Genomic DNA, 25,075 nt, shown 5'->3' with positions numbered 1-25,075 from the left:
TCGTCTTGTTAAACAGCTCAGTTGAGCGCCAGGCTCTAACTGCGGGACGCGTATTCTACACATCCGGGCCACCGAAACAAGTACTTAAACGCACTTCTTCAACAACCCAACAGCCTCTCTGCGAGACCAAAACAGGTTCAAAAGACAAAGCTCCTGATGCCTGCGGGAGGTGTGCATCAGCACGCCTCTCTCTTATTGGACAGCTTTTTTACTGAAAGATTTTTTCAACAAAATCAATCAGTTGGAGCTGTCAGTCGCCACTTCTCAAGCAGCGAGGGCGCGAACTATACGCACTCAGACTTAACCGCGCAAGCACTTTTACGCGCCGAAATGAACTTTCTTTGGCGGGACGCCCCGATGGGGGCAGAGGCCCTTCGCCGCCCCCCCGGGATCGGGCCTGCGCCAGCGACAGCTTACAGCAAGAGGCAGGCTCTGCGTGTCGCCAATTTCCTCCTTCACTCCAACCCGTCGGTAGCCGCTCCCCGCTTGCGCTTTTGCGCGATACGCCACAGCCAGGTGGCCGGGCCGGACAGGGTATAGACAACCGCAATCGTCAATAAGACTCTCGGCGGGTCGATGGTGATAAGGCTGAATACCAGGATAACGGCGAGCATCATCACAAACGGCACCCGACCCTTAAAATCCAGGGTCTTGAAGCTCGCATAACGAAAATTGGACACCATCAGCAGGCCGGCGGCAGCGGTGGTCACGGCGGCGACGATACCCACACCGATGCCCACGTCGGCGTCGTAGCCGGCCCACACCATACTGGTGACGATAGCTGCCGCGGCGGGGCTGGAGAGACCGATAAACACACCCTTATCGACCTTGCCCACTTGGGTGTTGAAGCGCGCCAGGCGCAAGGCCGCACAGGCCGCGAACAGAAAGGCGGCAGCCCAGCCAATCTTGCCGAGCGGCCCCAGCCCCCAGCTGAATACCACCAGCGCCGGCGCAAGGCCGAAGGACACCATGTCCGACAGGGAGTCGTACTGAACCCCGAAGGCACTCTGGGTATCGGTCAACCGGGCGACGCGGCCGTCCAGGCCATCGAGTATCATAGCGGCAAAAATGGCGATCGCGGCCGCCTCAAAATTGCCATTCATGCCAGCGATGATTGCGTAGAAACCACTGAACAGTGCGCCGGTGGTAATCAGGTTGGGCAGCAGATAGATACCGCGGGCGCGCACCCGGGTACCGGCTGCCGACATTTCCTCTTCGATGTGCTCATCGACCGGCAGCCGAATCTCATCGGGCGCCTGTTCTGTTGACGACCCCGCCCGGGCTTTTCCGCCTTCCCCTGTGTCGCTCATGGTATCTCCGTGTCTACACTTCGTGGCAGCCGAGTTTACAGCGAATGTCGACCTTCGGCATAGAACAGAAAAGCGTCGGGGTCAGTATCGGACCCGCTCACCCGGCCCGCCAGGGCTCAGCCGTTGCCCTCAGTCTTGTCGATGATTTTGTTGGCCTTGATCCAGGGCATCATGGCGCGCAGCTTGGCGCCCACCTGCTCGATCTGGTGCCCGGCCCCTATGCGGCGCTCGGCTTTCAACCGTGGCTGGCCGGCGAGGGACTCCAGCATGAAGTCCTTGGCGAACTTGCCGGTCTGGATATCTTTCAGTACACGCTTCATTTCCGCTTTGGTTTCATCGGTGACGATTCGCGGTCCGGTGACATAGTCTCCGTACTCGGCGGTATTGGAAATAGAGTAGCGCATATCGGCGATGCCACCCTGGTACATCAGGTCGACGATCAGCTTGAGTTCGTGCAGGCACTCGAAATAAGCCATCTCCGGCGCATAGCCCGCCTCCACCAGGGTTTCGAAGCCGGCGCTCACCAGTGCGGAGACTCCGCCGCAGAGAACGGCCTGCTCGCCGAACAGGTCGGTTTCGGTCTCCTCGCGGAAGTTGGTTTCTATGATGCCGGAACGCCCACCGCCGTTGGCGGATGCATAGGAAAGCGCCAGCTCCCTGGCCTTGCCGGAGGCATCCCGGTAAACGGCAATCAGGGTGGGCACACCGCCCCCTTCCAGGTAAGTGGAGCGCACCGTATGGCCGGGCCCTTTGGGGGCTATCATGATGACATCCACGTCCTGGGGCGGCTCGATCAGTTCGAAGTGCACGTTAAAGCCGTGGGCAAACGCCAATGTGTCGCCGGCCTTCAGGTAGGGAGCCACCTGCTCCCGGTAGACGGATGCCTGGTACTCGTCCGGGGTGAGTATCATTACCAGGTCCGCCTCCCTCACCGCCTCGGTCACCTCGGCCACACGCAGGCCGGCCTTTTCGGCCTTGGCCCAGGAGCTGGAACCCTCGCGCAGGCCCACGATAATATTCTTCACACCGGAATCTTTCAGATTGTTGGCGTGGGCATGGCCCTGGGAGCCATAGCCAATGATGGCTATGGTCTTGGATTGAATTAACGATTGATCACAATCTTTATCGTAAAAAACTCGCATCACTCTCTTTCCTGTTTCGTATCAACTCATCGAACACTTAAAACTTTTTCGCCGCGGGCAATGCCGGACACACCCGAACGCACCACTTCCATGATGCTGTGCTGGCCGAGCGCCTGCAGGAAGGCGTCCAGCTTTTCTTCGGTGCCAACCACCTGTACCGTGTAAATACTGCTGGTGACGTCGACAATCTGGCCGCGGAATATGTCCACGCTGCGCTTGATCTCCTCCCGCTGGGCGCCGGCGGCGCGCACCTTGACCAGCAACAGCTCCCGCTCTATGTGGGAGCCCTCGGTGAGATCCACCAGTTTCACCACATCGATCAGTTTGTTCAGGTTTTTGGTCACCTGCTCTATCTTGTGGTCATTGCCGATAGTAACCAGCGTCAGGCGCGACAGGGTGGCATCCTCTGTGGGCGCCACGGTGAGACTCTCGATGTTGTAACCGCGCTGGGAAAAAAGCCCAACCACACGGGACAGCGCCCCGGGTTCGTTCTCCATCAGAACTGAAACTATTCTGCGCATCGCTATTACTTCCCTAGGTTCGCTCTGTTTTGCTCAGCCACATGTCTCTCATGGAGCCGTTCGGCATCACCTGCATGGGGTATACATGCTCGGACGGGTCCACATAGACATCGATAAATACAGTGCGATCCTCAATGGCAAAAGCCTGCCGCAATTTATCGTGCAGTTCCTCGCGGCGCTCGATTTTCACTCCCAGATGTCCGTAGGCTTCCGCCAGTTTGACAAAATCGGGCAGCGATTCTTCATAGACAGAGTTGGAGAGCCGGCCTTCGTACTGCATTTCCTGCCACTGCTTGACCATGCCCAGGGCCTGGTTGTTGAGGCACAGGATTTTCACCGGCAGGTGGTATTGGGTGGCGGTGGACAACTCCTGAATACACATCTGTATGCTGCCCTCGCCAGTCACACAGATCACCTCGGAATCCGGGTGCGCGATCTTCACCCCCAGGGCCGCCGGCAGGCCGAAACCCATGGTGCCGAGACCGCCGGAGCTGACCCAGCGGCGCGGCTTGTCAAACAGATAATATTGCGCGGCGAACATTTGATGCTGCCCCACATCGGTAGTGACAAACGCATCGCCCCCGGTGATCTCGTGCACCGCCGCTATGACTTCCTGGGGCATGAGCATGTCGCCATCGGTGCGATAGCGGGGTGCCGCATAGATGCCGTGGCGCTCGCGCCAGTCGTCTATCTGTCGCCACCAGTCGACGATGGCCGACTGGTCCGGCTGTGTTTCCGACAGCGCCACCGCCTCCAGCATCTCGGCGAGCACAGATCGCGCGGTGCCGACAATTGGAATGTCGACAATGATGGTCTTGGAAATGGAGGCCGGGTCCACATCGACATGGATAATCTTCGCCCCCGGACAAAACTTGCTCGGAGTATTGGTGACCCGGTCATCGAAACGCGCACCCACGGCGAGAATCACGTCCGCGTGGTGCATAGCGGTGTTCGCCTCGAAGGTACCGTGCATACCCAGCATTCCGAGGAACCGCTTGTCGGTGCCGGGAAAGGCCCCCAGCCCCATCAGCGTGTTGGTTACCGGATAGTTGAGTTTGCGCGCCAGCTCAGTGAGCAGTTCTGCGCTGTCACCCTGGATGACGCCGCCACCGGCATAGATGACCGGGCGCTTGGCGGATAGCAGCAGCGCAACCGCCTTGCGGATCTGGCCGCTGTGCCCCCGGTCGGCGGGCGAGTAGCTGCGCATGCGCACCTTGTCCGGAAAGGTGTAGGGGAAACGCTCCGCGGGATTGGTCACATCCTTGGGCACGTCGATTACAACCGGCCCCGGCCGGCCGCTGTTGGCGATGAAGAAAGCCTTTTTCACCACCGAGGGAATCTCCTCGGCTGTATTGACCAGAAAGCTGTGCTTCACCACCGGGCGCGAGCACCCCACCATATCGGTTTCCTGGAATGCATCCTCGCCAATTTTGTCGCGCGGCACCTGCCCGGAAATCACCACCATGGGAACTGAATCCATATAGGCGGTGGCGATGCCCGTAATCGCATTGGTGGCCCCGGGACCCGAGGTTACCAGCACCACACCGGGCTTGCCGGTGGAGCGGGCGTAGCCGTCCGCAGCGTGGGTAGCCCCCTGCTCGTGGCGCACCAGAACATGCTTGATCTCCTTCTGGCGGAAGATGGCATCGTAGATATGCAGCGCAGCCCCGCCGGGGTAGCCGAAAATCAATTCCACCCCTTCATCCTGCAGCGCGCGAACCAGCATGTCGCCACCGGAGAGTAATTCCACCGCAGCCCCCTCAAATTTCCCGTTTTGTAGGATATCTATCACCCCAAAGCCCCAAAAAGGCCCTGCAGTGACAATGATAAGCCGGGATTGTAAAGGAAAATTATGACAAATATCAGCCCAAAGGGCGATTTTTGTTCAATCTTTAGGATGAACCTGCCATTAGGGTATGGAGAAGCGCCGTCCGCGGCCCAAAGCGACACGAAAGCATTGTGGCCGGGCAGGTTAAGGTAGTACGAATAAGGCCCGGGGATGCCCCCTGGCAGGTTGCTGAAAAACACTTTTTCAACAGCCTGCTAGAGGACACACCACTGACGCAAGCCCTCGGGGATCTACCAGGGTTAGACGGTTAAACTGTTAAGGCGGCTATGGGATTACCTTCCCAGCCCGGTACAATGCACACAACAAAAAGACTAGACACGGAAAGGGGTAACTCATGCGCATGGCTCTCGTGACTTTGATTGCCGCCCTGGCCATGACCGCCCAGGCGGACGGTATCTATAAGTGGGTGGACGAAAACGGCGTGGTTCACTTCGGCTCCCAGCCCCCGCCAAAGAATAAAGAGGTGGAAGTCATCAGAACACCCAAATCCGACCGCTACAAACAGTGGGAGGCGGAGCAGCAGACACTGCTGGCAACGCAAAAAGCCGCGGAGCAACCGGTCCAGGCCAACAGGCAACCCGCAGTGAAAGCCGATCCACAGCCTCGGCAGCAACAGGCAGACACTTCCCAGGCCGAGCGGGCGATACGCGCCCAGCGCTGCCGGCGCGCCCAGGACAATTTGCAGGAACTAACCAGCCACTCCCGGGTCCGCGCAGTGGGACCGGACGGCGAATTGAGGGTACTGCCGGAAGAGGAGCGACAGGAGCGCATTGCTAAGGCCCGGCGGACGATTCGCGACAACTGCTGATTATATTATTAACGCGGCAATCAAATATTGCCGGGTTAATGTGGCACAAGGATGTGCCACCGCCAGCCGAAGGCTGACGCGAGCCCTTGAAATACAAGCAACTCCGCGCAGTTGCGCCAGTATTTAAAGGGCGACAGTCAAATATTTCAGGACGAAATATTTGACTGTCAAGTTAATAGCGGGATCGGGGCGGCCGCTTCCCGCAGGGCTGCCATGGCATCAGGAGTGAAGATAGGCTGACAGCTGGCTAAAAAACCTTCCTTGGCTTTCCCCAGCCCGGGTTTGCGACCCATGTCCGCAAACCTTCCAGGACAACTCAAGCAGTTACACGCATGATTTGCGGCCGGAACAGGGATGTCCGGTAAAGCGGCGGCATCGCCGCCGGTCAGCCCTCCCCTGTCTCATAGGGGTTCTTACCGCCACCCTCAATCCAGGCATCCAGCTCGGACGCCAGTACCGGCAAGGGCACCGAGCGTAATTTCAGAATCGTGTCGTGGAAATAGCGCTGATCGAACTCTGCTCCCAGGGCTTCTTCCGCTTGCGCACGCTTGCTGCGGATCAGCATCTCGCCCAGCTTGTAGGACAATGCCTGCCCCGGCCAGGAGATATAGCGGTCCACCTCGGTGGTGATCTCGTGCTCCGACAGGGCCGTGTGTTCGCGCATATATTTTAGGGCCCGCTCGCGACTCCAGCCGTACAGGTGGATACCGGTATCCACCACCAGCCGGCAGGCACGCCACATCTCGTAAGTCAGGCGGCCGAACTCCTCATAGGGTGTATCGTATACCCCCATCTTGGTGCCCAGCCACTCGGTATACAGCCCCCAGCCCTCACCGTAACCGGAGAAGTAGTTGTCCGCGCGGAACTGGGGGATGTCGCCCGCCGTCTCGTTGGCAATGGCGGCCTGCAGGGCGTGCCCCGGCGCGCACTCGTGCAGCGTCAGCGCCGTGAGCGTATACAGCGGCCGCGAAGGCAGGTCGTAAGTATTCATCAGGCAGCTGTCCAGGCCACCGCGCCCCGCAGTGTAAAAAGGGGCTATCGCATCCGGCACCGGCAGTATGGTAAAGCGCCGGCGCGGCAACATTCCCAGTGTGTCCCCCAGGGCGCCGTCAACCCGCTTGGCCACATAGGCTGAAAACGCCAGTAACTCGTGTGGGGTCTTGGCATAGAATTGCGGATCTGTGCGCAAATACTGCAGAAACGCCGGCATATCGCCCACAAATCCCGTCTGTCCCTTCACCACCTCCATTTCTGCACGGATTCTCGCCACCTCTTTCAGGCCGCGCTGGTGAATCTCTTCCGGGCTAAGCGCCAATGTGGTGTAGGCCTTTACCTGACTGCGGTAAAAAGCGTCGCCCTGGGGCAGATCCTGGACGGACAGCGTAGTGCGGGTCTCGGGCAGGTATTCGTCCACGAAAAATCTGTGCATGCCGCGATAGGCCGGAATCACTGAAGCGCGGATCGCCTTGCGCGCCTCCGCCTGCAGCTCCCGCTGCAGATCAGCCGGAATTGAATCGGGCATGGACTCCATGGGGCTCCAGAATGGATTGTCGGAACCCTCCTGCATATAGGGGGCAAAGGACTGATCGCGCCCCTGCAGAGTCACTCTCGGCACACTGTAGCCCCGCGCCAGGCCCGCGCGCATATTCTCCATTTGCTCTGAAAAGAAACGCGGCAAGTCTCCCATGCGCGCAATATAGCTGCGATATTGGCCTGCATCGGCCAAACTGCCGCGAGGGGAGAGGTGCGTCCAAAACAGGGAATCGGAATTAAGCGGTGCCTCATAGGTGCGGTAACGCACCTCCGCCAGGCGGGACTCGATTATCTGGCGGAAAACCGCCGCGTTGATACGCTCTTCATGGCTGAGCTCCCGCAAAGGTATTTGCTCCAGCTCCGCCAGTGCCGCCTCCCAATAGCGCCGCCGCGCCTCCTGGGAAGCGGCGTCCACTGATGGAAAGCGATTACCCGGCAGCCACTCCCCATCCGCATCCTTGACCATTGCATTCTGCTGCTTGCGCCAGTCGTATTCGGCTTTGTACAACGCCTGCAGACGCCGATCCGCCGACTCACCACTATCCTCCTTGGCAACCGCAATTCCGAACGGCATAAAAAACGTCGCAAAAGCGGCGACAATCATTACTTTCCTTGATCGACTCTGCTTGGATATAAGCAAACTGGACATAAGTGGGGCTCCGGAAATCATAGTGACTCCCGGGACACCATAGGAACCACTGGCGCACCGGGTCGCCTGATACTAAGCGGACAGGCCCGCATGTCAATGGCAAGGTGTGAATATTCAATCGGCTTGGTTCACATTCAATTCAGTCGATCAGGTCGAGATACCATCGACATTCGCGAAAATAACAAAACTCCAAAACAAAAGTATCGCGAAATATTTAGACACAGAAAATCCTAAAGGGTATCTTTCTATAGGAAAGACCGGGATCACAATAGCCTTTACACCACCCCAGGCTGGCGCCTCTGAGTCACTATGATAAGAAGTGCATCGCATCAACCGCGCCTGCAATGTGATAAGGAACAACTACTGTTTCGGACGGAACCCAAGGTGTTAAAGAGAGTTCAACGGCAGTCGTATTTTTGTCCCATCGCTAATGCATACGATGGGATAAATTGGCCATTATAAAAATGGTACCTCCCGCCATAATACTGAGCAGCAACACAGAGAACAGTATCAACAACAGGTCCTCCCGCTTCTGTTGCGACAGGTCAATATGCAGAAAGTAGCGCCCATGCACGACGATCTGCCACAGTGCGCACACACCGATCACCACCAGGACCACCGAGGCGGGCAGCTTCTGCCAGGCAACCAGACCGAAAGGAATCAGGGTGAGTGCCAGGGCCTTGCCGAAGCCGATGAGGTAGCCTCGCACTTCCCGCTCATAACTGGGCGGATTGTTCATCAGGCAACGCCTCCCAGATAGACAATGGAGAAAATCCCGATCCATACAATATCGAGAAAATGCCAGAACAAACTCAACTGCAGCAACCTGACTTTCACCACTGTATTGGTGCCAAACACCTGAAGCTGAATCAGCATAACGACTATCCACACACAGCCGGCGGCCACATGCAGGCCGTGCAAAGGCACCAAACCGAAAAAACTGGAGAGATAGCCAGATCGGTCGGGCCCCGCACCCATGGCCAACATATCGCGGAAGTCATGCAGCTCCATATATAAAAAAGCCAGGCCCAGTAGCAGTGTAATCACCATCCAGAAGTTTATCCTCGGCAGTGAATGCTTATGTCGCACCGCTAATGCTGCAAATCCGAAGGTCAGGCTGCTGATGAGTAATACCATCGTTTGGGCAAATACACTGCCGAGATTGGTCACATCTACTGGCGTCGGTCCTTCGGCATATGACCAGGGGGTTTGCATGGTGATGTAGGTGGCGAACATCAGGCCAAAGATAATCAGGTCGCTCATGAGAAACACCCAGAAACCAAATACCTTGGTTTCGGCGGTCTCGTGGTCCTCACCGTGATGCTCTCCCAGATTGATACCCGGGTGTCTTAAGGTCCCGGTAATCATGGTGCCGGCTCCATGGCGGCTAGCCCGAGGTTATCCGAGGTGGTTTCCCTGTCTCGCGTTATTCCCTGAACCCGGCCAATAGCATCCAGCCAGTCCCGATGCTCTCGTTCCACCTCCGCGGCCGGTATCACTATCTCCTGATCACTAAAGAAACTACGCACTATTAGCACTAAGGGTAAAACGGCCGCAGACAACACCACCAGCCACCAGATATACCAGGTAAGGGCCATACCCAAAATAGTGAGGGCGATCATATAGATCATGCCTATCGGGGTATTACGCGGCACAGCAATATCTTCATAGTGATCCGGGTGGAGGTAGGCCCGGCCAGTGGATTTCAGTTCTGCGAAGCCATCCCGGGCAGTTACCCGGGGCAGCACGGCAAAATTGTACTCCGGTGGCGGCGAGGGCGTAGACCACTCTAGGGTGCGCCCATTCCAAGGATCGCCCAAGGGTACCCGTGTCTGAGCTCTGTCACGCACACTTACCCAAAGCTGCACCAGTAAAGTAAGCAGGGCTGCGAAAATCAGTGTACCTCCCACCAGGGAGACCATAAATACAGGCTCAAATAAAGGGTCAGTGTAAGTTACCGAGCGTCTGGGCATACCCATCAAACCCACCACATACAAGGGTAGGAAAGTAAAGGCAAAGCCGGCTATCCACAATAGTGCGGCAGCCCGACCCCATTTTTCGTTTAGCCGGTAACCGAATACTTTAGGGAACCAATAATTGAGTGCCGCCAGGAGGCCAAACAAAACACCGGGAATAATCACATTGTGGAAATGGGCCACCAGAAACAAGGTATTGTGCACCTGAAAGGATATAGTCGGATTGGCCAACATAACCCCTGTTACACCGCCAATAGTGAACAGCATAAAAAAACCAGTAAGGTAGATCACCGGCACTGTAAAACGGATACGGCCTCGAAACATAGTGGCAATCCAGTCGTAGATTTTCACCCCGGTAGGTACCGCAATCAGCATCGATGCAATACCGAAGGCAATATTGACGTTGGGACTTTGCCCCATGGTAAAAAAATGGTGCAGCCATACAGCAAAGCTCAATACAGCGATCACCATGGTTGCATATACCAGCGAAGCATAGCCGTACAGACGCTTGCCGGAAAAGGTGGCGACGATTTCCGAGTATATGCCATAGGCGGGAAGTACCAGCAAATACACCTCCGGATGACCGAACAACCAGAAAAGGTTGATGTAGTTCATCATATTACCGCCGAGGTCATTGGTGAAAAAATGAAAATCCAGGTACCGGTCAAGGGCCAGGGTCGCGGTGGCGACGGTCAGCGGCGGCATTGCGAAAATCATAATGATAGCCGTACAGAGCACCGTCCAGGTGAACAGCGGCATACGGAACAAGCCCATGCCCGGGGCTCGCTCCTTGTAAATGGTTACCGCGAAGTTGATTCCGCTCAGGGTTGTGCCGATTCCCGCAATACCTACCGACCATATCCAATAGTCCGGTCCAGGACCCGGATTGAAGGCCCTGCCGGTGTAAGGCGGTGTGCCCTGCCAGCCACCGGTTGAATAATCGCCCACCGCCAGCGATATCATCACCAGCGTCGCACCCGCCGCCGTCAATGCCAGGCTGATCTGGTTTAACACCGGAAATGACACGTCACGCGCACCTATCTGCAGCGGCATCACATAGTTGATCACACCGGCAATAAATGGCATCGCAACAAAAAATATCATGATGGTGCCGTGAGTGGTAAACAGCTGCGCAAAGTGGTTGCCCGCCAGAAAGCCTCCATCCAGGCCCAGAGCGTGCTGGGCAATCATTACAAAGCCTTCGATAACACCCCGGGTCAGCATCACCAATGAGAGAACGATATACATAATACCGATGCGCTTGTGATCCGTGCTTGTCAACCACTCGAACCACAGGGTTCTCCACCAGCGGTAGTAGGTGATCAGACTTACCACTACCACTAACCCAATAATCAAAATAGCGCCGGCGGCGGCGGCAATCATTTCATTGACACTGGGGTTTTCGATCACCCTGAAAAGCTGGAAGGATTCCGGTGAAATCCGGCCGGTCAGCCAGTGCCAGGAATCGTCTGTATTCACGAAGATCCCCTATTTATGAAGTTGCGGCGTTGTATCCGGCGGCGCCGGCACTCGATACAGCACACCTCCAGGCTGCTCGGTCATCGGAATATTTTCACCGGTATGGTAGCGGTCGATAACACTTTGGTAGAGCCCGCGATTTATCCTATTGAAATACGTTATCCCTTCGGGCATTTGTGCATTGGCAAATACCTGATGAACCTGCGCCTTGCTTGAACGCTGTGCCAGTCGTGCGTAGGTAGTTTTATCAAGTCTGACGCCGACAGATCTCGCGTTCTCTATCCACGATTCAAATTCATGGTTGCTCAGTGCTATAGCCTTAAATTTTTGGCCGGCAAAACCGTCGCCGTTAAACTGGGTATTTTCACCTTCAAACACACCGACTGCATCAGCCTTGATATATAGCTTTGTCTGCATACCCGGCATCGTATAGATCTGCCCGGCCAGGGGACTTATGAGAAAAGATTGCATCACCGTATCGCTGGTGAGAACCAGGGAAACAGGCGTGCCTACGGGAAAAGCCATCTCTCCGATACTGGCCACGCCGTATTCAGGATAGATAAACAGCCATTTCCAATCCAAACCAACCACCTGAATATCTAACGGCGTCCGCTCCGGATCGATCGGGCGATAGGGGTCCAAAGCTTTGGTACTGTGCCAGAGCTGCACGGACAACGAAAAAATAATAAGAAAGGGAATACCCCACATCACTGCGTCCAGACGCGCCGAAAACTCCCAGTTAGGGGTATAGCTCGCTCGCTTGTTTTTGTAGCGATAACGCCACAACATCAACGGGACCAGCAGGAAGACGGGGCCCGCCGCAAGCATCGACAGCCAGATTACTCTGATAAAATGCGATTTCTGAGCTTCTGCTATAGGCCCCTTGGGGTCGAGAAAGGATTGAGCATCAGAACCGCAGCCGGAAGTGAGCAGCGCGACTGCGGCTACCCAACAGACAATTGGTACTCTATCCCGCAGTACTTTGAGATAAAAAATCTCTGTTTTCATTTTGCATTCACTGGCCTAAAAATACTCGGCGCATATTTACGGGTGGTCAATGAAACGCTCAATCCAGCGATGAAACTTGTTCGGTCCAGTATAGCAAAACCCTGCAATAAACAAGGCGGCTCTTACAAAAAGCTGATCCACGCCTATCCCGCCGGCAGATCAGCCTGAGTTTGATCGGTATCGGCGCGGTTGCCCGGACAGAGTATTTCGGGCAGGCTCTGGATTGTCTTCTATCATTTAGAGATTCCTTAGCAAGAGAGGCAATACAATGAGACTGGCTGTTCAGAATGTCTATCTGTGCTTTATTCCGTTTAGTTTGGCGCCCGTGTCAAATGTCGGACCCTTTTTCGAAAGGTACGATTTTATTAACTCCAACAGCATGGGCCGTAGCTGCCTCTCATAAAGCCTATCAGAGATTTTTTGCGCAAAACACTTCTTTAAAAATCGAATCACCTGCCGGTTGACTTTCGGCACTGTACGGTAGAGGAAAACGCACCATGGAATGCGGCGTCCCTCTTGAATGTATTTTTGGCCAATGCGCTCGGGCTGTTTCCTGAAGCTTGTTCATCACGAATCCGCCAGCGATTCTGATACTGGTGCACAAACATCAGCAGCAATAGAGAGAGGTCATGATCGCCAGCCATCCCTGAGCCGCCAATCCGGTCTTTCCCCTACTCCATGCCTTACTGCTTCCGAATTCGTTCTGCCAGATATCGAAGTGCTTCTCCTCACCCCAACGGCGCAAGTATAAAAATGCTCCTACACCGGGAGTCAAACTCATTGCGTTGGCGGGGAATTCGAAGCCATTTCCATCCTGTGTCTGGTATTGAATCAGCCGCCAGCGCGCCTGACTGGATTTGAGCGTCACTCCCTCGCCTCACAAAACCCCCTTCTTTTCAAGAAGATGTGTCAGATTTGGCCTGAACTAATCCAGCGAACCGGTGCATTCAAACTGGCTAATTTGCAGAGCCATCAATGATAAAGTCGACATATATGCCGGCCTCATATTGCACCTCATCAAAAGACGGCTCCCTTGATTCACTGTATGCGGCATCCCTTTCACCACCACCAACCCGACTGGCTGTCACAACAATTTCCTCCAGGATCAGCGCCCCCTGGGTAGCCCTTTGCTCCACATTTGATACTCTAAAAGCTACAGGCTTCAATTTCACGCCGAGGCTTTCTTCGTAGAACTTCTTTTGCGCCATTACTTTCTGAACCGCCAATTCCTTGACCTGCATTTCAAACGCATTCTTCTTTGTATGCTCAAACAAGGTGTCGGAAAGCTCGGCTTCCGTATGCTCATCAGCTACTTCAGCCACCCTGTTTAACTGGGATTCATCGGTTATACTGACAGCGATACGATTAACAACCTCATAACTACTCGGTTTTTTGCCAAACCAGCCATACTGTGGGGAAGTGGAGAACTTTGAGCTGTTAATATTTTCAGCGGAAACTCCGGAAGAAGTTAATGCTTGTGTTATCACTTCCCTAAGCTGGCTATTTTTAGCGATGGCCTCAGAAAGCGCCTTCTCTTTCGTTGTTATCACCAAACTTACCAATGCCTTATCTGTATACGCCTTCTTTTCTGCTTCGGCAAATATCGTTACGACCTCCTCTTTCGGGTAGAGGAAACCTCGGAGCTCATCTGGATTTCCTTTTATCTCTGCAATCGACAACGCCTTCAGTGGAAAAATTGCGAACACAAGAAACAATATAAAATTTTTCATAGCCTTCTCTTTGTCAACTCGGTAGCCGGTCAGCGACGGCAAGCCTGCCGTGTAAATAAGCAATTGTGTGGTCGTGATGCCCCAGCTTGCGGGGACATTTCTTCCGCGAAACTGGGGAATGAATCCGCGAGTGTATCCTAAAACTGCATTACGCCCTGTTCAACCAGACGCGCAATCATTGTTGCAGTTAAGGCTTTGGCATTGGAACCAATGTACCAACGACCGTCGATAGTGACTGGTTCCCGACGACCCTGTGCGCAAACGCCGCCCGCCGCCTCAACAGCGATCCTGCCATCGATTTGAGCCAGTGTGGCAGCAGCAGGACGGTCGTTTTTGCTGCAGGTCGCAATAAATGTCTGTACGGAAAATGCCCGCAGCCCATCGTCTGTATGGGCGACAAGGGGTCCCGCCAGGAGAGCGACTTTAAGAAAAACCTTTGAAGGAATCCTGATATATCGGCCACGCATCCCAGGGCCTGTATTTAAAGCGGCATTCCTTCTAAATCTTAAATTGGCACTGGGAATTATTAAATCAGCATATAATATTAGTGTTGTAGACATTCCAACTATGCCGCCTTATGCTACTCCGCTAAAACTACTAGAGCTATAGCGACAACTTCTACTGCGGTAGATATTGCACTTAGTTTTCCGTCGGCCAGCTACCATCCCCACGGCGGCAATTTCAACATGGGTGGAATTAGTTGTCTTAATGCATGTTATGGCAGTAATGACCCACGGGGAGGGTTAAGCTTTCTTTAACCATGGGTTACCGGGGAAAGCACTGCAAAAGCTACTTCAGGCTTTCTTATGCTATTGGGAGCCTGGTTATCTCTTTTAGGCGCCATCTATTTGCTGGTACCTATTTATTAACCTGGCAATCAAATAGTTCGTCCTGAAATATTTGATTGTCGCCCCTGAAATACTGGCGCAACTGCGCGGAGTTACTTGTATTTCAAGGGCTCGCGCCAGCCTTCGGCTGGCGGTGGCACATCCTTGTGCCCCATTAACCCGGCAATATTTGATTGCGGGGTTAATATTTTAGAAGTTTTCGAAAAACACAGAGAAATTCGCTGTGTTGAGGCACCTTTGCAGAGTAAGAATCAGATGGGCAGAAACACCAGCGAGCTTCTCGGCCAATTGAAAATTAACCGGGAGGCAGCTCCGGAATCCAACTCCCGGCCCACTATCATCGCAGCTTCGGCTGGTGTCGCCACCGGGCTGTTGCTGGGCATCTTCGCCACCACTCTGCTGGACGAAGAAAAGCCGGCGCCTCAACCAATCGCCAAAGCGGTCGCCCAGGATTCCACTACCCCCAAAATACAGCCCGCCCCGGTTATTGAGCGTGAAACAGTGCTCAACGCCTCCGGCTATATCACCGCGCGGCGTATGGCCACCGTTTCCGCTGAAGTGATGGGCCTGATTACCAGTGTGGACGTCGAAGAGGGCATGAGTGTGACCCAGGGCCAGGTGCTGGCGCGGCTGGACGATGCCAAAGCCAAGGTGAACCTGGACTTTGCCCTGGCCCAGATCCAGGTATTGCAGGCACGCCAGGCCAGCATCCTAGCCAACCTGGAAGAGGCCCAACGCCAACGGGTACGCTTTGCGGGCCTGATGGACAAACAATACTCCAGCCGCGCCCAGCTCACCCAGAGTGAAGCCAGGGTCGAGAGCCTACAGGCGGAACTCGCCAGCGCGCGCGCGGATATCGAAGTGGCAGAGATCGAAGTGCAGCGACAGAGAGAGCGACTGGAGGATCACACCATACGTGCGGCCTTTGCCGGTGTGGTCACACAGAAAAATGCCCAACCCGGCGAAATCGTTGCGCCCAGCTCTGCCGGCGGCGGCTTTACCCGCACCGGCATCTGCACCATCGTCGACATGGATTCCCTGGAAATCGAAGTGGATGTGAACGAGGCCTTTATAGGCCGGGTCTCTCCGGGGCAGAAAGTGAATGCCAACCTCGACGCCTACCCGGACTGGGATATTCCGGCCACAGTGGTAGCCATCATTCCCACGGCTGACCGGGCCAAGGCCACTGTGCGGGTGCGTATCGGCATAGACGATTTAGATCCCAAAATCCTTCCGGATATGGGTGTCAAGGTGGCATTTCTACAGCGGGAAGCCGAGGGTTAATGACGGGTCTGTTATCGGGAAAAAAACAGCTTTTAATTTAGGCTACAGACAGGCAAGACGATCAATAAAAATACTGGAGGGATTAAGTGATGTCGCAGGACGTATTGTTTCAATTAACGGGTGTGAACAAGAGTTTTGTCAAAGGCAAAGAGAAAATCTCCATTTTTAACGACCTCAACCTCAATATCAACCGCGGTGACTTTGTCGCCATTATGGGTCCTTCCGGCTCCGGCAAAACCACACTGCTGAATATGCTCGGCGGCGTGGACCAACCCAGTGGCGGTGAAATCTGGTTCGATGGCGCGCGCATGGACAACTTGGGCGAGGGCGCCCTGACTCGCTGGCGCGCGCACAATATTGGCTTTATTTTCCAGTTCTACAACTTGATGCCAATGCTAAACGCGGCGCGCAATGTGGAGCTGCCGCTATTGCTGACCAAATTGTCCAAGGCGCAACGGAAACAGAATGTCGAGACGGCCCTGGCCCTGGTGGGCCTCTCCGACCGCACCAAGCATATGCCCAGCGAAATGTCCGGCGGCCAACAGCAGCGGGTAGCCATAGCACGCGCCATCGTATCGGATCCGAAACTACTGCTATGCGACGAACCCACCGGCGACCTGGACCGCACCACTGCCGAAGAAATCCTCGAGATGCTGCAGCTACTGAACCGCGAGCACGGCAAGACCATTGTCATGGTCACCCACGACCCGGCGGCGGCCAAGTACGCGAACCAGACACTCAACCTGGACAAGGGCAAGTTCGTGCAAAAGGAATTGGTGGCATGAGTGATCTCTACTTAATTTACAAGAACCTTACCAGGAAGCCGCTCAGGCTGTTCCTCACCTGCTTTGCGATCTTTATTGCCTTCCTGATTTTTGGTGTCGTGACCACTTTCAAAAGCGCCCTGGATTCAGGTATTGAGATGTCCGCGGACAACCGTCTGGTGGTATTCAACCGTATCAACTTTACCGTGTCGCTGCCGGAGAGTTACTTCCAGAAGGTCGCGACGGTCGAAGGTGTCAGGGATGTAACACACCTGAACTGGTTCGGCGGCTACTATCAGGAACCCGCCCAGCAGTTGAGCATAATGGCGGTAGAACCGGAGTCCTACCTGCGTATTTATTCTGAACAGCTGGTACCAGCAGAGCAACGCGAAGCCTGGATACGCAATCGTCAGGGCATTCTGGTAGGGGAGAAACTCGCGGACATGTTCGGCTGGAAACTCGGCGACCGGGTGCCGATTTCCTCCAATATCTTTTCCCACAAAGAAGGCGGGCAAACCTGGGATTTTGTCGTTGAGGGAATCTTCTCCGCCAGCGACGAGCAGGCGGAAACCCGCATGGCGGTTTTCCACTACAAGTACTTTCAGGAGACTGCCACTTTCGGCGGCGATAACCTCGGCTGGCTGGCGCTAACCACCGAAGATCCGTCCCTAAACGAGCAGGTGGCAAAAACCATTGATGAAATGTTTGCCAATTCGCCCTACGAAACGGATACCAGCACCGAAAAAGCCTTTAACAAGGCCTTTATCGAACAGTTGGGTAACATTGGCCTGATCATATTTGGTGTGGTGTTTATGGCCTTTTTCACCATCCTGGTAGTCGTCGGCAACACTATGGCGCTGGCAATCCGCGAGCGTACCGGAGAGATAGCCGTGTTGAAAACCCTCGGTTTTTCGCGCCAGCGGGTATTCGGAATGGTGCTGTCTGAATCCCTGCTGGTCTCTCTGCTGGGCGGGGCCGCCGGTCTGGCAGTGGCTTACTTTGTGCTCGAAGCGGTCAAAGCCACCCTCGGCCAGTTTCTGCCCAATCTGGTGATGGATCGGGGTTTAGTGCTGCAGGCAATTGGCTATATGCTGCTGCTGGGCCTGCTGACCGGCCTGGTGCCGGCACTCAACGCGCTACGACTGAATATCGTTACGGCTTTTAACAGGGGATAAAGGAATGCGCTCTTTAATGTCTCAAATTGCCACCGTAACGGTGATGAATATCCGCAGCTTGCCCCAACGCCTGTGGATGTCGCTGGCGATGGTGCTGGCCTCCGCAGTAGTGGTGGCGATACTGCTCGCTTTTCTGGCCATGGCCAAAGGTTTCGAGGCCACGCTGAGTGGCGCAGGCTCCGACACCATTGCGGTCCTGACCCGGGAGGGAGCGGCGGCGGAGATCAACTCGGTGGTCACCCGCGAACAGGTCAATCTGGTGGCCGATTCCCCTGGTATCGCCCAGGATGCCCAGGGAGCAGATATTTCCGCAGAGCTCTATGTGATCGTTGACGGTACCAAAAAGAGTTCCGGCACCGACGCCAATATACCGCTGCGCGGCCTGGATGCGCGCGGTATGGCAATGCGCAGTAATATGGAACTGGTTGAAGGGCGCATGTTCACACCGGGCACCAATGAGATGATCGTGGGCGCCGGTGTGCTGCGGGAATTTGACGGTTTTGCAATCGGCCAGGAAGTGCGCTTCGGTAAGAATGTGTGGACGGTAGTAGGCGTCTTCTCGACCGGAGGTGACATCTTCGAGAGTGAGCTGTGGGCGGGCGCCAGGATGATCCAGAGCCACTACAACCGGGGCAGCAGTTACCAGGTAATCCGCGCGCGACTGGAACAGCCCGGCGGCCTGGCACCACTGCAGGAAACCATCGACCAGGAACCGCGCCTGAACCTCGAACTGAAGACTGAAGCGGACTACTTCTCCGAGCAGGGCAAACAGCTGCAGTATATGGCCATCTTCGGCCGCGTAATCAGTTCTATCATGGCCCTGGGGGCCCTGGCAGGGGCTCTTAATACCATGTACACCTCGGTGGCGAGCAGGGCAAAGGAAATCGCCACCCTGCGCGCCCTCGGCTTCGGCAACTTCTCCGCCTTCTGCGGCACTATCGCCGAAGCCCTGGTGCTGGCTGCCGCCGGCGGCCTGCTCGGCTCCCTGGCCGCCTTTGCCTTCTTCGACGGGCTTAACACATCCACCCTCGGCGGCAGTTTTACCCAGGTGGTATTCAGCTTCGAGATGTCGCCGGACCTGTTTGTACAGGGTGCAGTACTGGCGCTGTTCATTGGCTTTATCAGTGGTTTCTTCCCGGCCTGGCGCGCAGCGCGGATGCCGGTCATTGTGGCCTTCCGCAATGAAGCCTAACCATTTGTTGTCCCGAAAGGACAAAACAATAAGGCGTGGCTAGAAAGTCGTAAACAGCACGGGCTGATTCAGGGGTTCGTCCCCATCAGCCCGACACAGCCAATCCAGCACCAATAGTTGGCATAACGTCCAGCCTGCGGTACCGAGCGCCAAAAAGCTTCAGGCGAATACTGGTAATACTGCAACTATGTTCGAAGTCAGAGTGAAGTTTAGCTACGCTTGTTTCGAGCAGGTAATCGGGTAGCAACCTGACTGGCATGAGATCCAAATCCACAAGGGGATATCGTTGACAAGACTGCACCATACGGGAAGCAGAACATTCTTAGATTTATTCTCTCTCAAGCTAAACAATTTAATCGAACAATCTCCATAGCAAATTGGCTGTCGGCCACTATCACTAACTGCCGCAAGACTTAAACCAGGGCAATTTATTCATATTTCCAGGCACAGTAGTCGACGATCTTGGAATTTCATCCTGCAATCATGTGAAATGAATTCCAAATTAACCCCAACATGAATTAAATCAAATAATCTCCCATCAGAAAATACTCCGCCAGTTAGCCAAAAATATTTTCCTTTCTGCACTCCAAAGAATTATTTAATTACTATTGATACAGCAGGCAATATATAGAAGCATTATTCACCCCAGAAAATATTGTCGCAACTTATTGCATGGAATATGCTGAAACCGCTGTAGTGATTATCGTTAATTTTAGCGCAAACTTTTTTATCAAATTCTTTATCAAATCAAGGAATGAATATGCTTAAATTTATAAATGGTTTTGCTTATGTGACAGCTTCAATTCTCCTTATTGGATTTACCCAATTTAACCAGGCTAATGTTTTGGATGGCGATTGCAGCGTCCAACTACAATGCCCGGACAATTCTATTATCAGTTGTGAAGGGAGCAATTACAGTTGTTCGACTGGAGCTAACTATGTGAGCTGTAATGGGCAGACTACCCATTGTAATGACTGTGTCGCTCCTCCGGCGATGGATATTGTAGAGTTTATCCCAGCATACTATCCTCCTGAACACCCTTATGGCCGCTACGGATTATCACCCGGCACAGCAGGGTCTAACTATGTTTGGTCGGTCAACTATGGCGAAATTTTGAGCGGCAATCCCGGAGATTATGTGATCATAAAATCCTCTTCTGTCGGCTGGTTTACCATTACTGTGACTGCAACTTCCACGGTACCTGGCTGTGATAAAACCACCATATTCTCGGAGAATTTTTATGTTGAGGAAAATCCCTTCTAACAACTAGATACAGCAAGGGTGCTAAAAAAGGCATTACCAGCACCCTATTGGCCCGGACAGGGGTTTTCGGGCCGGACATCAAGCGTTTAATTGCTTAACTCTTTTATCTTGGAAGGTTTGTGGACATGCTCCGAAAATCCGGGCTACGAAAAGTCAGGAAAATTTTTTTCAGAAAACCGCTAGTGCTTCGTTTCCTGTTAGATCAGAAGATGAAACTCAATACTGCGGGACCTCGTGATAGTCCCTGCCCAAGTAGAGATACATGGCTGGCACCACAAATAGTGTAAACAGGGTGCCAATGGTCATGCCGGTTGAGATCACAAGGCCCATGGCGAAACGCGCCCCGCCGCCGGGGCCGGCCGCCAGTAACAGGGGTACCATCGCCAGCACCAGTGAGGCGGTTGTCATCAGGACCGGACGCAACCGGATAGCGGCGGCCTGTTCTATGGCCTCCCGCTTGCCCAACCCCTGCTCCTGCAGTTTGTTGGCAAATTCCACAATCAGGATGCCGTGCTTGGAAATGACCCCAATCAGAGTCACCAGACCCACTTGTGTGTAGATATTCAGCGTGGTCAGGCCGAGGCTGACAAATATCATGGCGCCACACACACTCATGGGGACGGTCACCAGCATAATCAGGGGGTCGCGCCAGGATTCGAACTGTGCGGCCAGCACCAGGTAAATTACGATTAGGGCAAAGAAAAACGTCACTACCAGTTGGGAGCCCTCAGCCTTGTACTGCCGGGACTGGCCGGAATAATCCACATTATAGCCAGGAGGCAGGAGTTCCATCGCGGCGGTTTCCAACACCCCCAGTGCCTCATCCAGTGTAATACCCGGACGCGGCACGCCGGATATGGTTACCGCATTCAGCTGCTGAAAACGTTTGAGCTGCTGCGGCTCGACCCTTTCCTGCAGAGTAACCAGGGTGGAAATAGGTACCAGGTCGCCACTGCCGGTGCGAATATAGTATTGCTTGAGCTGTTCGGCGCTGAGCCGTTCGACCCGCACCACCTGGGGTATGACTTTGTAACTGCGGTTGTCCAGGGAAAATCGGTTGACATAGGCACCGGACAACGCCGAGCCAAGTTCCCGGCCGATATCCGCCATGTTGATGCCCATGGCGGCGGCCTTGTCCCGGTCGATCAATACCCGCTGCTCGGGCTTGTCCAGCTTCAGGTCGCTATCCACAAAAATAAATTTTCGGCTGGCATAGGCGCGCTGCATGATTTCGCCAGCAAATACAGCGAGGTTTTCCACCGGCTCGGTGGCGCCGATTACAAATTCAACCGGGAGATTGCCACCGGCGGTGGGCAGGCTCGGCGGGACCACTACGGCGATTTTAAGCCCCGCAATATCTGCCACTTGTCCACTGATAATCGCCTGCATCTGGTGGGTATCCCGGTGGCGCAAATTCCAGGAGTTGAGCACGAAACCGGCGATAGCGCTGTTGCTGGCATTGCCGGAGCCACCTACGCCGTTCAACAGAAAGAGATTTTCCACTTCCGGGTGGGCGTCGGCAATAACATTGAACTCCTGAGTGAAAAGCTCCAGGTAGTCCAGCGTTGCATAAGCATCCGCGGAGGAAATGGTCAGCACCAGCCCTCTATCCTCGTCGGGCTCCAGTTCCCGGGGAGAACCCAGGAACAAAAAATAACAGCTGGCCAAAACAATCAAACCGAATACCAGCACCACGATACGATCATCCAGGATGCTGTGCAGGCGGCGTCGATAGCTGCCCTGCATACGGTCGAACAACTGTTCCAGCCACTGTTCCAGCCACGTGCCGCCATCATCGTGCGGCTTCAGTATATTCGCCGCCATCATTGGCGACAGGGTCAGTGCCACCACGCCAGATAGCAGCACCGCCCCCGCCAGTGAAAACGCAAACTCCACAAACAGGGTGCCGGTGAGCCCACCGAGAAAGCCAATAGGCAGATATACGGCGATCAAGGTAGTGGTCATGGCCACTACCGGCCAGGCGAGTTCCCGCGCACCTTTTATCGCCGCATCCCTGGGCGCCATACCCTCCTCGATATGCCGGTGGACATTTTCGAGCACAATAATTGCGTCGTCCACCACGATACCGATTGCCAGAACCATGGCCAACAGGGTGAGCAGGTTGATGGAAAAGCCCATCAGCAACATCAGAAACAGGGCTCCAACCAGGGACAGGGGCACTGCCACGGCCGGGATAACGACACTGCGCACAGAACCCAGAAACAAGTAGATCACCAGAATGACAATGAGCACTGCCTCTGCGATGGTTTTGACCACCTCGTAAATGGAATCCTCGATATACTCGGTGCTGTCGTAGGGGATCTCGCCGATCATGCCCCGGGGCAATTGGGGAAAAATATCGGTCTCCAGTTTTTCGCGCACAGCGCGAATCACTTCCAGCGCGTTTGCGTCCGGCGCCAATTCGACAGCGATGAAGGTGGCGGAGCGGCCATTGAAGGTAACCGAGCTGTTGTAGGACTCGGAGCCCAGCTGCACTTCGGCCAGATCCCCCAAGCGCACTATCCGGTCGCCATCGGCGCGCACTACCAGCTGCCGGAAGGCCTCTTCGGTGGCGATGTCGGTGGCCGCAGAGAGTTCCACCGCAACCATTACACCCTTGGTTCTGCCCACTGCGGCGAGTACATTGTTGGCACGCAGTGCCCGGCTGACATCCGCCGGTGTCACCTCCAGCGCGGCCATGATTTCCGGCTTCAGCCATATACGCATAGCAAATGTTCGATTGCCGAGCAGTCGGGCGCGCTGCACGCCGGCAATAGTGGACAGCTTGGGCTGCACCGTCCGGATAAGGTAGTCGGTGATCTGGCTGCTGGTGAGCACTTCGGAGGAAAAAGACAGATACATGGCGGCGACGGTCTGCCCGATGGCCATATCCACGATGGGATCTTCGGATTCCTCGGGGAGCTCGCTGCGCAACCGGTTTACCTTGGCCACCACCTGGGTCAGCACTTCGTTGGCGTTGTAGTCCAGGCGGACGTAAACGCTAATGGTGCTGAGCCCCTGCACACTGGTGGACACCATGTAATCGATACCGTCCGCGGAGGCTATTTCCTGTTCCAGGGGCGTGGTGATAAACCCCTGCACCAGGTCCGCATCCGCACCGACGTAGACGGTGGCGACGGTAATGACAGCATTTTGCAGTTCGGGGTATTCGCGCACGTTGAGTTCGGCCGCCGCGCGCAAGCCGAGCAGCAGTATAAAGAGGCTCACCACCGCCGCCAGCACCGGCTTGCGAATGAATATCTCGGTAAAGTTCACCGGTTGCTCCGGCGCAAATTAGTCTGACAGCGCATTCAGCGATTTTCCGGCTGGGGATGGAGGTTCTCGGGAGGGGTTATGGCGTCGTTGATGCGCACCGGGGCGTTATTGCGCAGTTTGAGCAGTCCACTACTGGCAACCGTTTCGCCCTCCTGCAGCCCTTCGACTATTTCCACCAGATCGCCGCGCTCCTCGCCGGTTTTCACGATACGCTGGCGGGCCAAAACCGCATCACCCGGCTGCTCCCGCTCTAGGACGAACACTGTATTGCCAAAGGGCGCATAGCTGATGGCAGTTCTCGGCACCACCAGCACGCGGCGCTCGCCGGGCAGCAAGATAGAGACATCGGCAAACATCCCCGGGCGCAAACGACCGTCGGGGTTGTCGATGGTGCCCTGCAGCAGAAAGTTACGGCTGGCGCTGTCTACCTGCGGGTCTATGGCAGTGATCCGGCCGGGAAAGACTTCCCCGGCAAAGGCACTGGTGGTTACGGCAATTGCCAAAGTCACACCGACCCTGGCGAATTCCTGTTCCGGCAGAGAAAAATCCACATAGATAGGATGCAGCTGTTGCAGGGATACCACCGCGTCGCCCGGATTAACATTCTGCCCCAGGTCCACCTGGCGGATGCCCAGCCAGCCACTAAAAGGAGCGAGGATACGCCGCTCTTGAATGGTGGCGCGCTGTACAACAATATCAGCCAGAGCCCGATCCAGGTTGCGGATGGCGTCGTCCAGTTCCGCTTCGGTGGCGACGCCCTGCTTGAACAATCGCCGCAGCCGCTCATGCTCGCGCTCCGCCAGGCGCAGTTCCGCCTCCAGGACCCCTAACTGCGCCGTTTCCGGATCTGCGGACAATTCCACCAGCAGATCGCCCTGATTGGTCTGCTGGCCGGAGCGAAAATAGATTTTGCGCACTACGCCCTGGGCCTGAGTGGTTACCTCCACGCCGTGCACGGCGCGCAGACTGCCCACCGCCGCCAACCGCAGCCGCCAGACCTGGCTCGCGACCTCAGCTGAGGTCACTGTGGCCGGCGGCATAGGCATAGTGTCGAAGGCCCGGTTCATCATCACCCTGCCAAACAGCTTGAAAGCGAAAATACCGCCAAACAACAGCAGGCAGCCGAGCAACATCAGCAGCATGCGCTTGTTTAGTATTCGCCTTGACTCAGCCACACATACTCCGGACAAATCGCCAGCCGGCGCCACCAGAGGCGAATCCGCGCACCCGCCTGGGGCCGCGTTCGTGGCGCAGGACACAGGTGACG

General features: G+C 55.2%; 21 protein-coding genes. 7 read left to right on the top strand and 14 right to left on the bottom strand.

The window, feature by feature from the left end:
• Positions 1 to 215 (top strand): hypothetical protein (locus tag ABVT36_RS14015; protein WP_368457098.1); only part of this gene is annotated, 215 nt, incomplete at its 5' end.
• A 240-nt stretch (positions 216 to 455) separates the two neighbouring features.
• Here ABVT36_RS14015 and pssA read toward each other — a convergent pair.
• The 4 genes from pssA to ABVT36_RS13995 form a co-directional block, all read right to left on the bottom strand.
• On the bottom strand, positions 456 to 1,310 hold the full coding sequence (gene pssA / locus ABVT36_RS14010; protein WP_367151570.1) for a CDP-diacylglycerol--serine O-phosphatidyltransferase: 855 nt from the start codon (positions 1,308 to 1,310) through the stop codon (positions 456 to 458).
• Positions 1,311 to 1,426: 116 nt separating this feature from the next.
• Positions 1,427 to 2,452 carry a ketol-acid reductoisomerase gene (gene ilvC / locus ABVT36_RS14005; RefSeq protein ID WP_368457099.1) on the bottom strand — a complete coding sequence of 342 codons (1,026 nt, stop codon included), beginning with the start codon at positions 2,450 to 2,452 and terminating at the stop codon, positions 1,427 to 1,429.
• Between the two features lie 26 nt (positions 2,453 to 2,478).
• Positions 2,479 to 2,973 carry an acetolactate synthase small subunit gene (gene ilvN / locus ABVT36_RS14000; protein WP_367151571.1) on the bottom strand — a complete coding sequence of 165 codons (495 nt, stop codon included), beginning with the start codon at positions 2,971 to 2,973 and terminating at the stop codon, positions 2,479 to 2,481.
• 13 nt (positions 2,974 to 2,986) lie between these two features.
• Positions 2,987 to 4,723 carry an acetolactate synthase 3 large subunit gene (locus ABVT36_RS13995; protein ID WP_368457097.1) on the bottom strand — a complete coding sequence of 579 codons (1,737 nt, stop codon included), beginning with the start codon at positions 4,721 to 4,723 and terminating at the stop codon, positions 2,987 to 2,989.
• Between the two features lie 433 nt (positions 4,724 to 5,156).
• On the opposite strand from ABVT36_RS13995, the gene ABVT36_RS13990 reads away from it, so the two are divergent.
• On the top strand, positions 5,157 to 5,630 hold the full coding sequence (locus ABVT36_RS13990; RefSeq protein WP_368457096.1) for a DUF4124 domain-containing protein: 474 nt from the start codon (positions 5,157 to 5,159) through the stop codon (positions 5,628 to 5,630).
• A gap of 385 nt (positions 5,631 to 6,015) precedes the next feature.
• On the opposite strand, the gene ABVT36_RS13985 is transcribed toward ABVT36_RS13990, so the two are convergent.
• From ABVT36_RS13985 to ABVT36_RS13950, 8 genes are all read right to left on the bottom strand, one after another.
• Positions 6,016 to 7,812 carry a DUF885 family protein gene (locus ABVT36_RS13985; protein ID WP_368457095.1) on the bottom strand — a complete coding sequence of 599 codons (1,797 nt, stop codon included), beginning with the start codon at positions 7,810 to 7,812 and terminating at the stop codon, positions 6,016 to 6,018.
• Between the two features lie 427 nt (positions 7,813 to 8,239).
• Entirely contained in the window at positions 8,240 to 8,551 is a 312-nt protein-coding gene (gene cyoD / locus ABVT36_RS13980; protein ID WP_368457094.1) for a cytochrome o ubiquinol oxidase subunit IV, read from the bottom strand.
• Positions 8,551 to 9,180 (bottom strand): cytochrome c oxidase subunit 3, encoded by a 630-nt coding sequence (locus ABVT36_RS13975; RefSeq protein ID WP_368457093.1) that lies wholly within the window; start codon positions 9,178 to 9,180, stop codon positions 8,551 to 8,553. The genes cyoD and ABVT36_RS13975 overlap by 1 nt, the downstream gene beginning before the upstream one ends.
• Positions 9,177 to 11,267 carry a cbb3-type cytochrome c oxidase subunit I gene (locus ABVT36_RS13970; RefSeq protein ID WP_368457092.1) on the bottom strand — a complete coding sequence of 697 codons (2,091 nt, stop codon included), beginning with the start codon at positions 11,265 to 11,267 and terminating at the stop codon, positions 9,177 to 9,179. Before ABVT36_RS13970 ends, ABVT36_RS13975 begins: the two co-directional genes overlap by 4 nt.
• A 9-nt stretch (positions 11,268 to 11,276) precedes the next feature.
• Positions 11,277 to 12,275 (bottom strand): cytochrome ubiquinol oxidase subunit II, encoded by a 999-nt coding sequence (locus ABVT36_RS13965; protein WP_368457091.1) that lies wholly within the window; start codon positions 12,273 to 12,275, stop codon positions 11,277 to 11,279.
• Between the two features lie 607 nt (positions 12,276 to 12,882).
• A complete protein-coding gene (locus ABVT36_RS13960) occupies positions 12,883 to 13,143 on the bottom strand; it encodes a hypothetical protein (RefSeq protein WP_368457090.1) in 261 nt (86 codons plus the stop codon).
• 88 nt (positions 13,144 to 13,231) lie between these two features.
• Entirely contained in the window at positions 13,232 to 14,005 is a 774-nt protein-coding gene (locus tag ABVT36_RS13955) for an SIMPL domain-containing protein (protein WP_368457089.1), read from the bottom strand.
• 137 nt (positions 14,006 to 14,142) lie between these two features.
• The gene (locus ABVT36_RS13950) at positions 14,143 to 14,565 is read right to left on the bottom strand and encodes a serine hydrolase (RefSeq protein ID WP_368457088.1); all 423 of its coding nucleotides are present in this window, start codon (positions 14,563 to 14,565) and stop codon (positions 14,143 to 14,145) included.
• A gap of 525 nt (positions 14,566 to 15,090) precedes the next feature.
• Here ABVT36_RS13950 and ABVT36_RS13945 point away from each other — a divergent pair.
• The 5 genes from ABVT36_RS13945 to ABVT36_RS13925 all read left to right on the top strand — a co-directional run bounded on the left by ABVT36_RS13945 (position 15,091) and on the right by ABVT36_RS13925 (position 20,532).
• A complete protein-coding gene (locus tag ABVT36_RS13945) occupies positions 15,091 to 16,137 on the top strand; it encodes an efflux RND transporter periplasmic adaptor subunit (RefSeq protein ID WP_368457087.1) in 1,047 nt (348 codons plus the stop codon).
• A gap of 89 nt (positions 16,138 to 16,226) precedes the next feature.
• A complete protein-coding gene (locus tag ABVT36_RS13940; protein WP_368457086.1) occupies positions 16,227 to 16,922 on the top strand; it encodes an ABC transporter ATP-binding protein in 696 nt (231 codons plus the stop codon).
• On the top strand, positions 16,919 to 18,076 hold the full coding sequence (locus ABVT36_RS13935; protein WP_368457085.1) for an ABC transporter permease: 1,158 nt from the start codon (positions 16,919 to 16,921) through the stop codon (positions 18,074 to 18,076). The genes ABVT36_RS13940 and ABVT36_RS13935 overlap by 4 nt, the downstream gene beginning before the upstream one ends.
• Positions 18,077 to 18,092: 16 nt before the next feature.
• A complete protein-coding gene (locus ABVT36_RS13930; protein ID WP_368457084.1) occupies positions 18,093 to 19,268 on the top strand; it encodes an ABC transporter permease in 1,176 nt (391 codons plus the stop codon).
• Positions 19,269 to 20,028: 760 nt separating this feature from the next.
• Positions 20,029 to 20,532: a hypothetical protein gene (locus ABVT36_RS13925; RefSeq protein WP_368457083.1), complete on the top strand. Its 504-nt coding sequence runs from the start codon at positions 20,029 to 20,031 to the stop codon at positions 20,530 to 20,532.
• 216 nt (positions 20,533 to 20,748) lie between these two features.
• Here ABVT36_RS13925 and ABVT36_RS13920 read toward each other — a convergent pair whose 3' ends face one another.
• The gene (locus ABVT36_RS13920; RefSeq protein WP_368457082.1) at positions 20,749 to 23,808 is read right to left on the bottom strand and encodes an efflux RND transporter permease subunit; all 3,060 of its coding nucleotides are present in this window, start codon (positions 23,806 to 23,808) and stop codon (positions 20,749 to 20,751) included.
• 35 nt (positions 23,809 to 23,843) lie between these two features.
• Positions 23,844 to 24,983 (bottom strand): efflux RND transporter periplasmic adaptor subunit, encoded by a 1,140-nt coding sequence (locus ABVT36_RS13915; protein WP_368457081.1) that lies wholly within the window; start codon positions 24,981 to 24,983, stop codon positions 23,844 to 23,846.
• Positions 24,984 to 25,075 lie beyond the last annotated feature (92 nt).

Origin of the sequence: Microbulbifer sp. TYP-18 (assembly GCF_040932045.1) — a bacterium.
In the GTDB taxonomy this organism is placed as follows: Bacteria; Pseudomonadota; Gammaproteobacteria; order Pseudomonadales; family Cellvibrionaceae; genus Microbulbifer.
The sequence above is the reverse complement of the archived record's forward strand: the minus strand, read 5'-3'. Positions and strand labels throughout refer to the sequence as shown.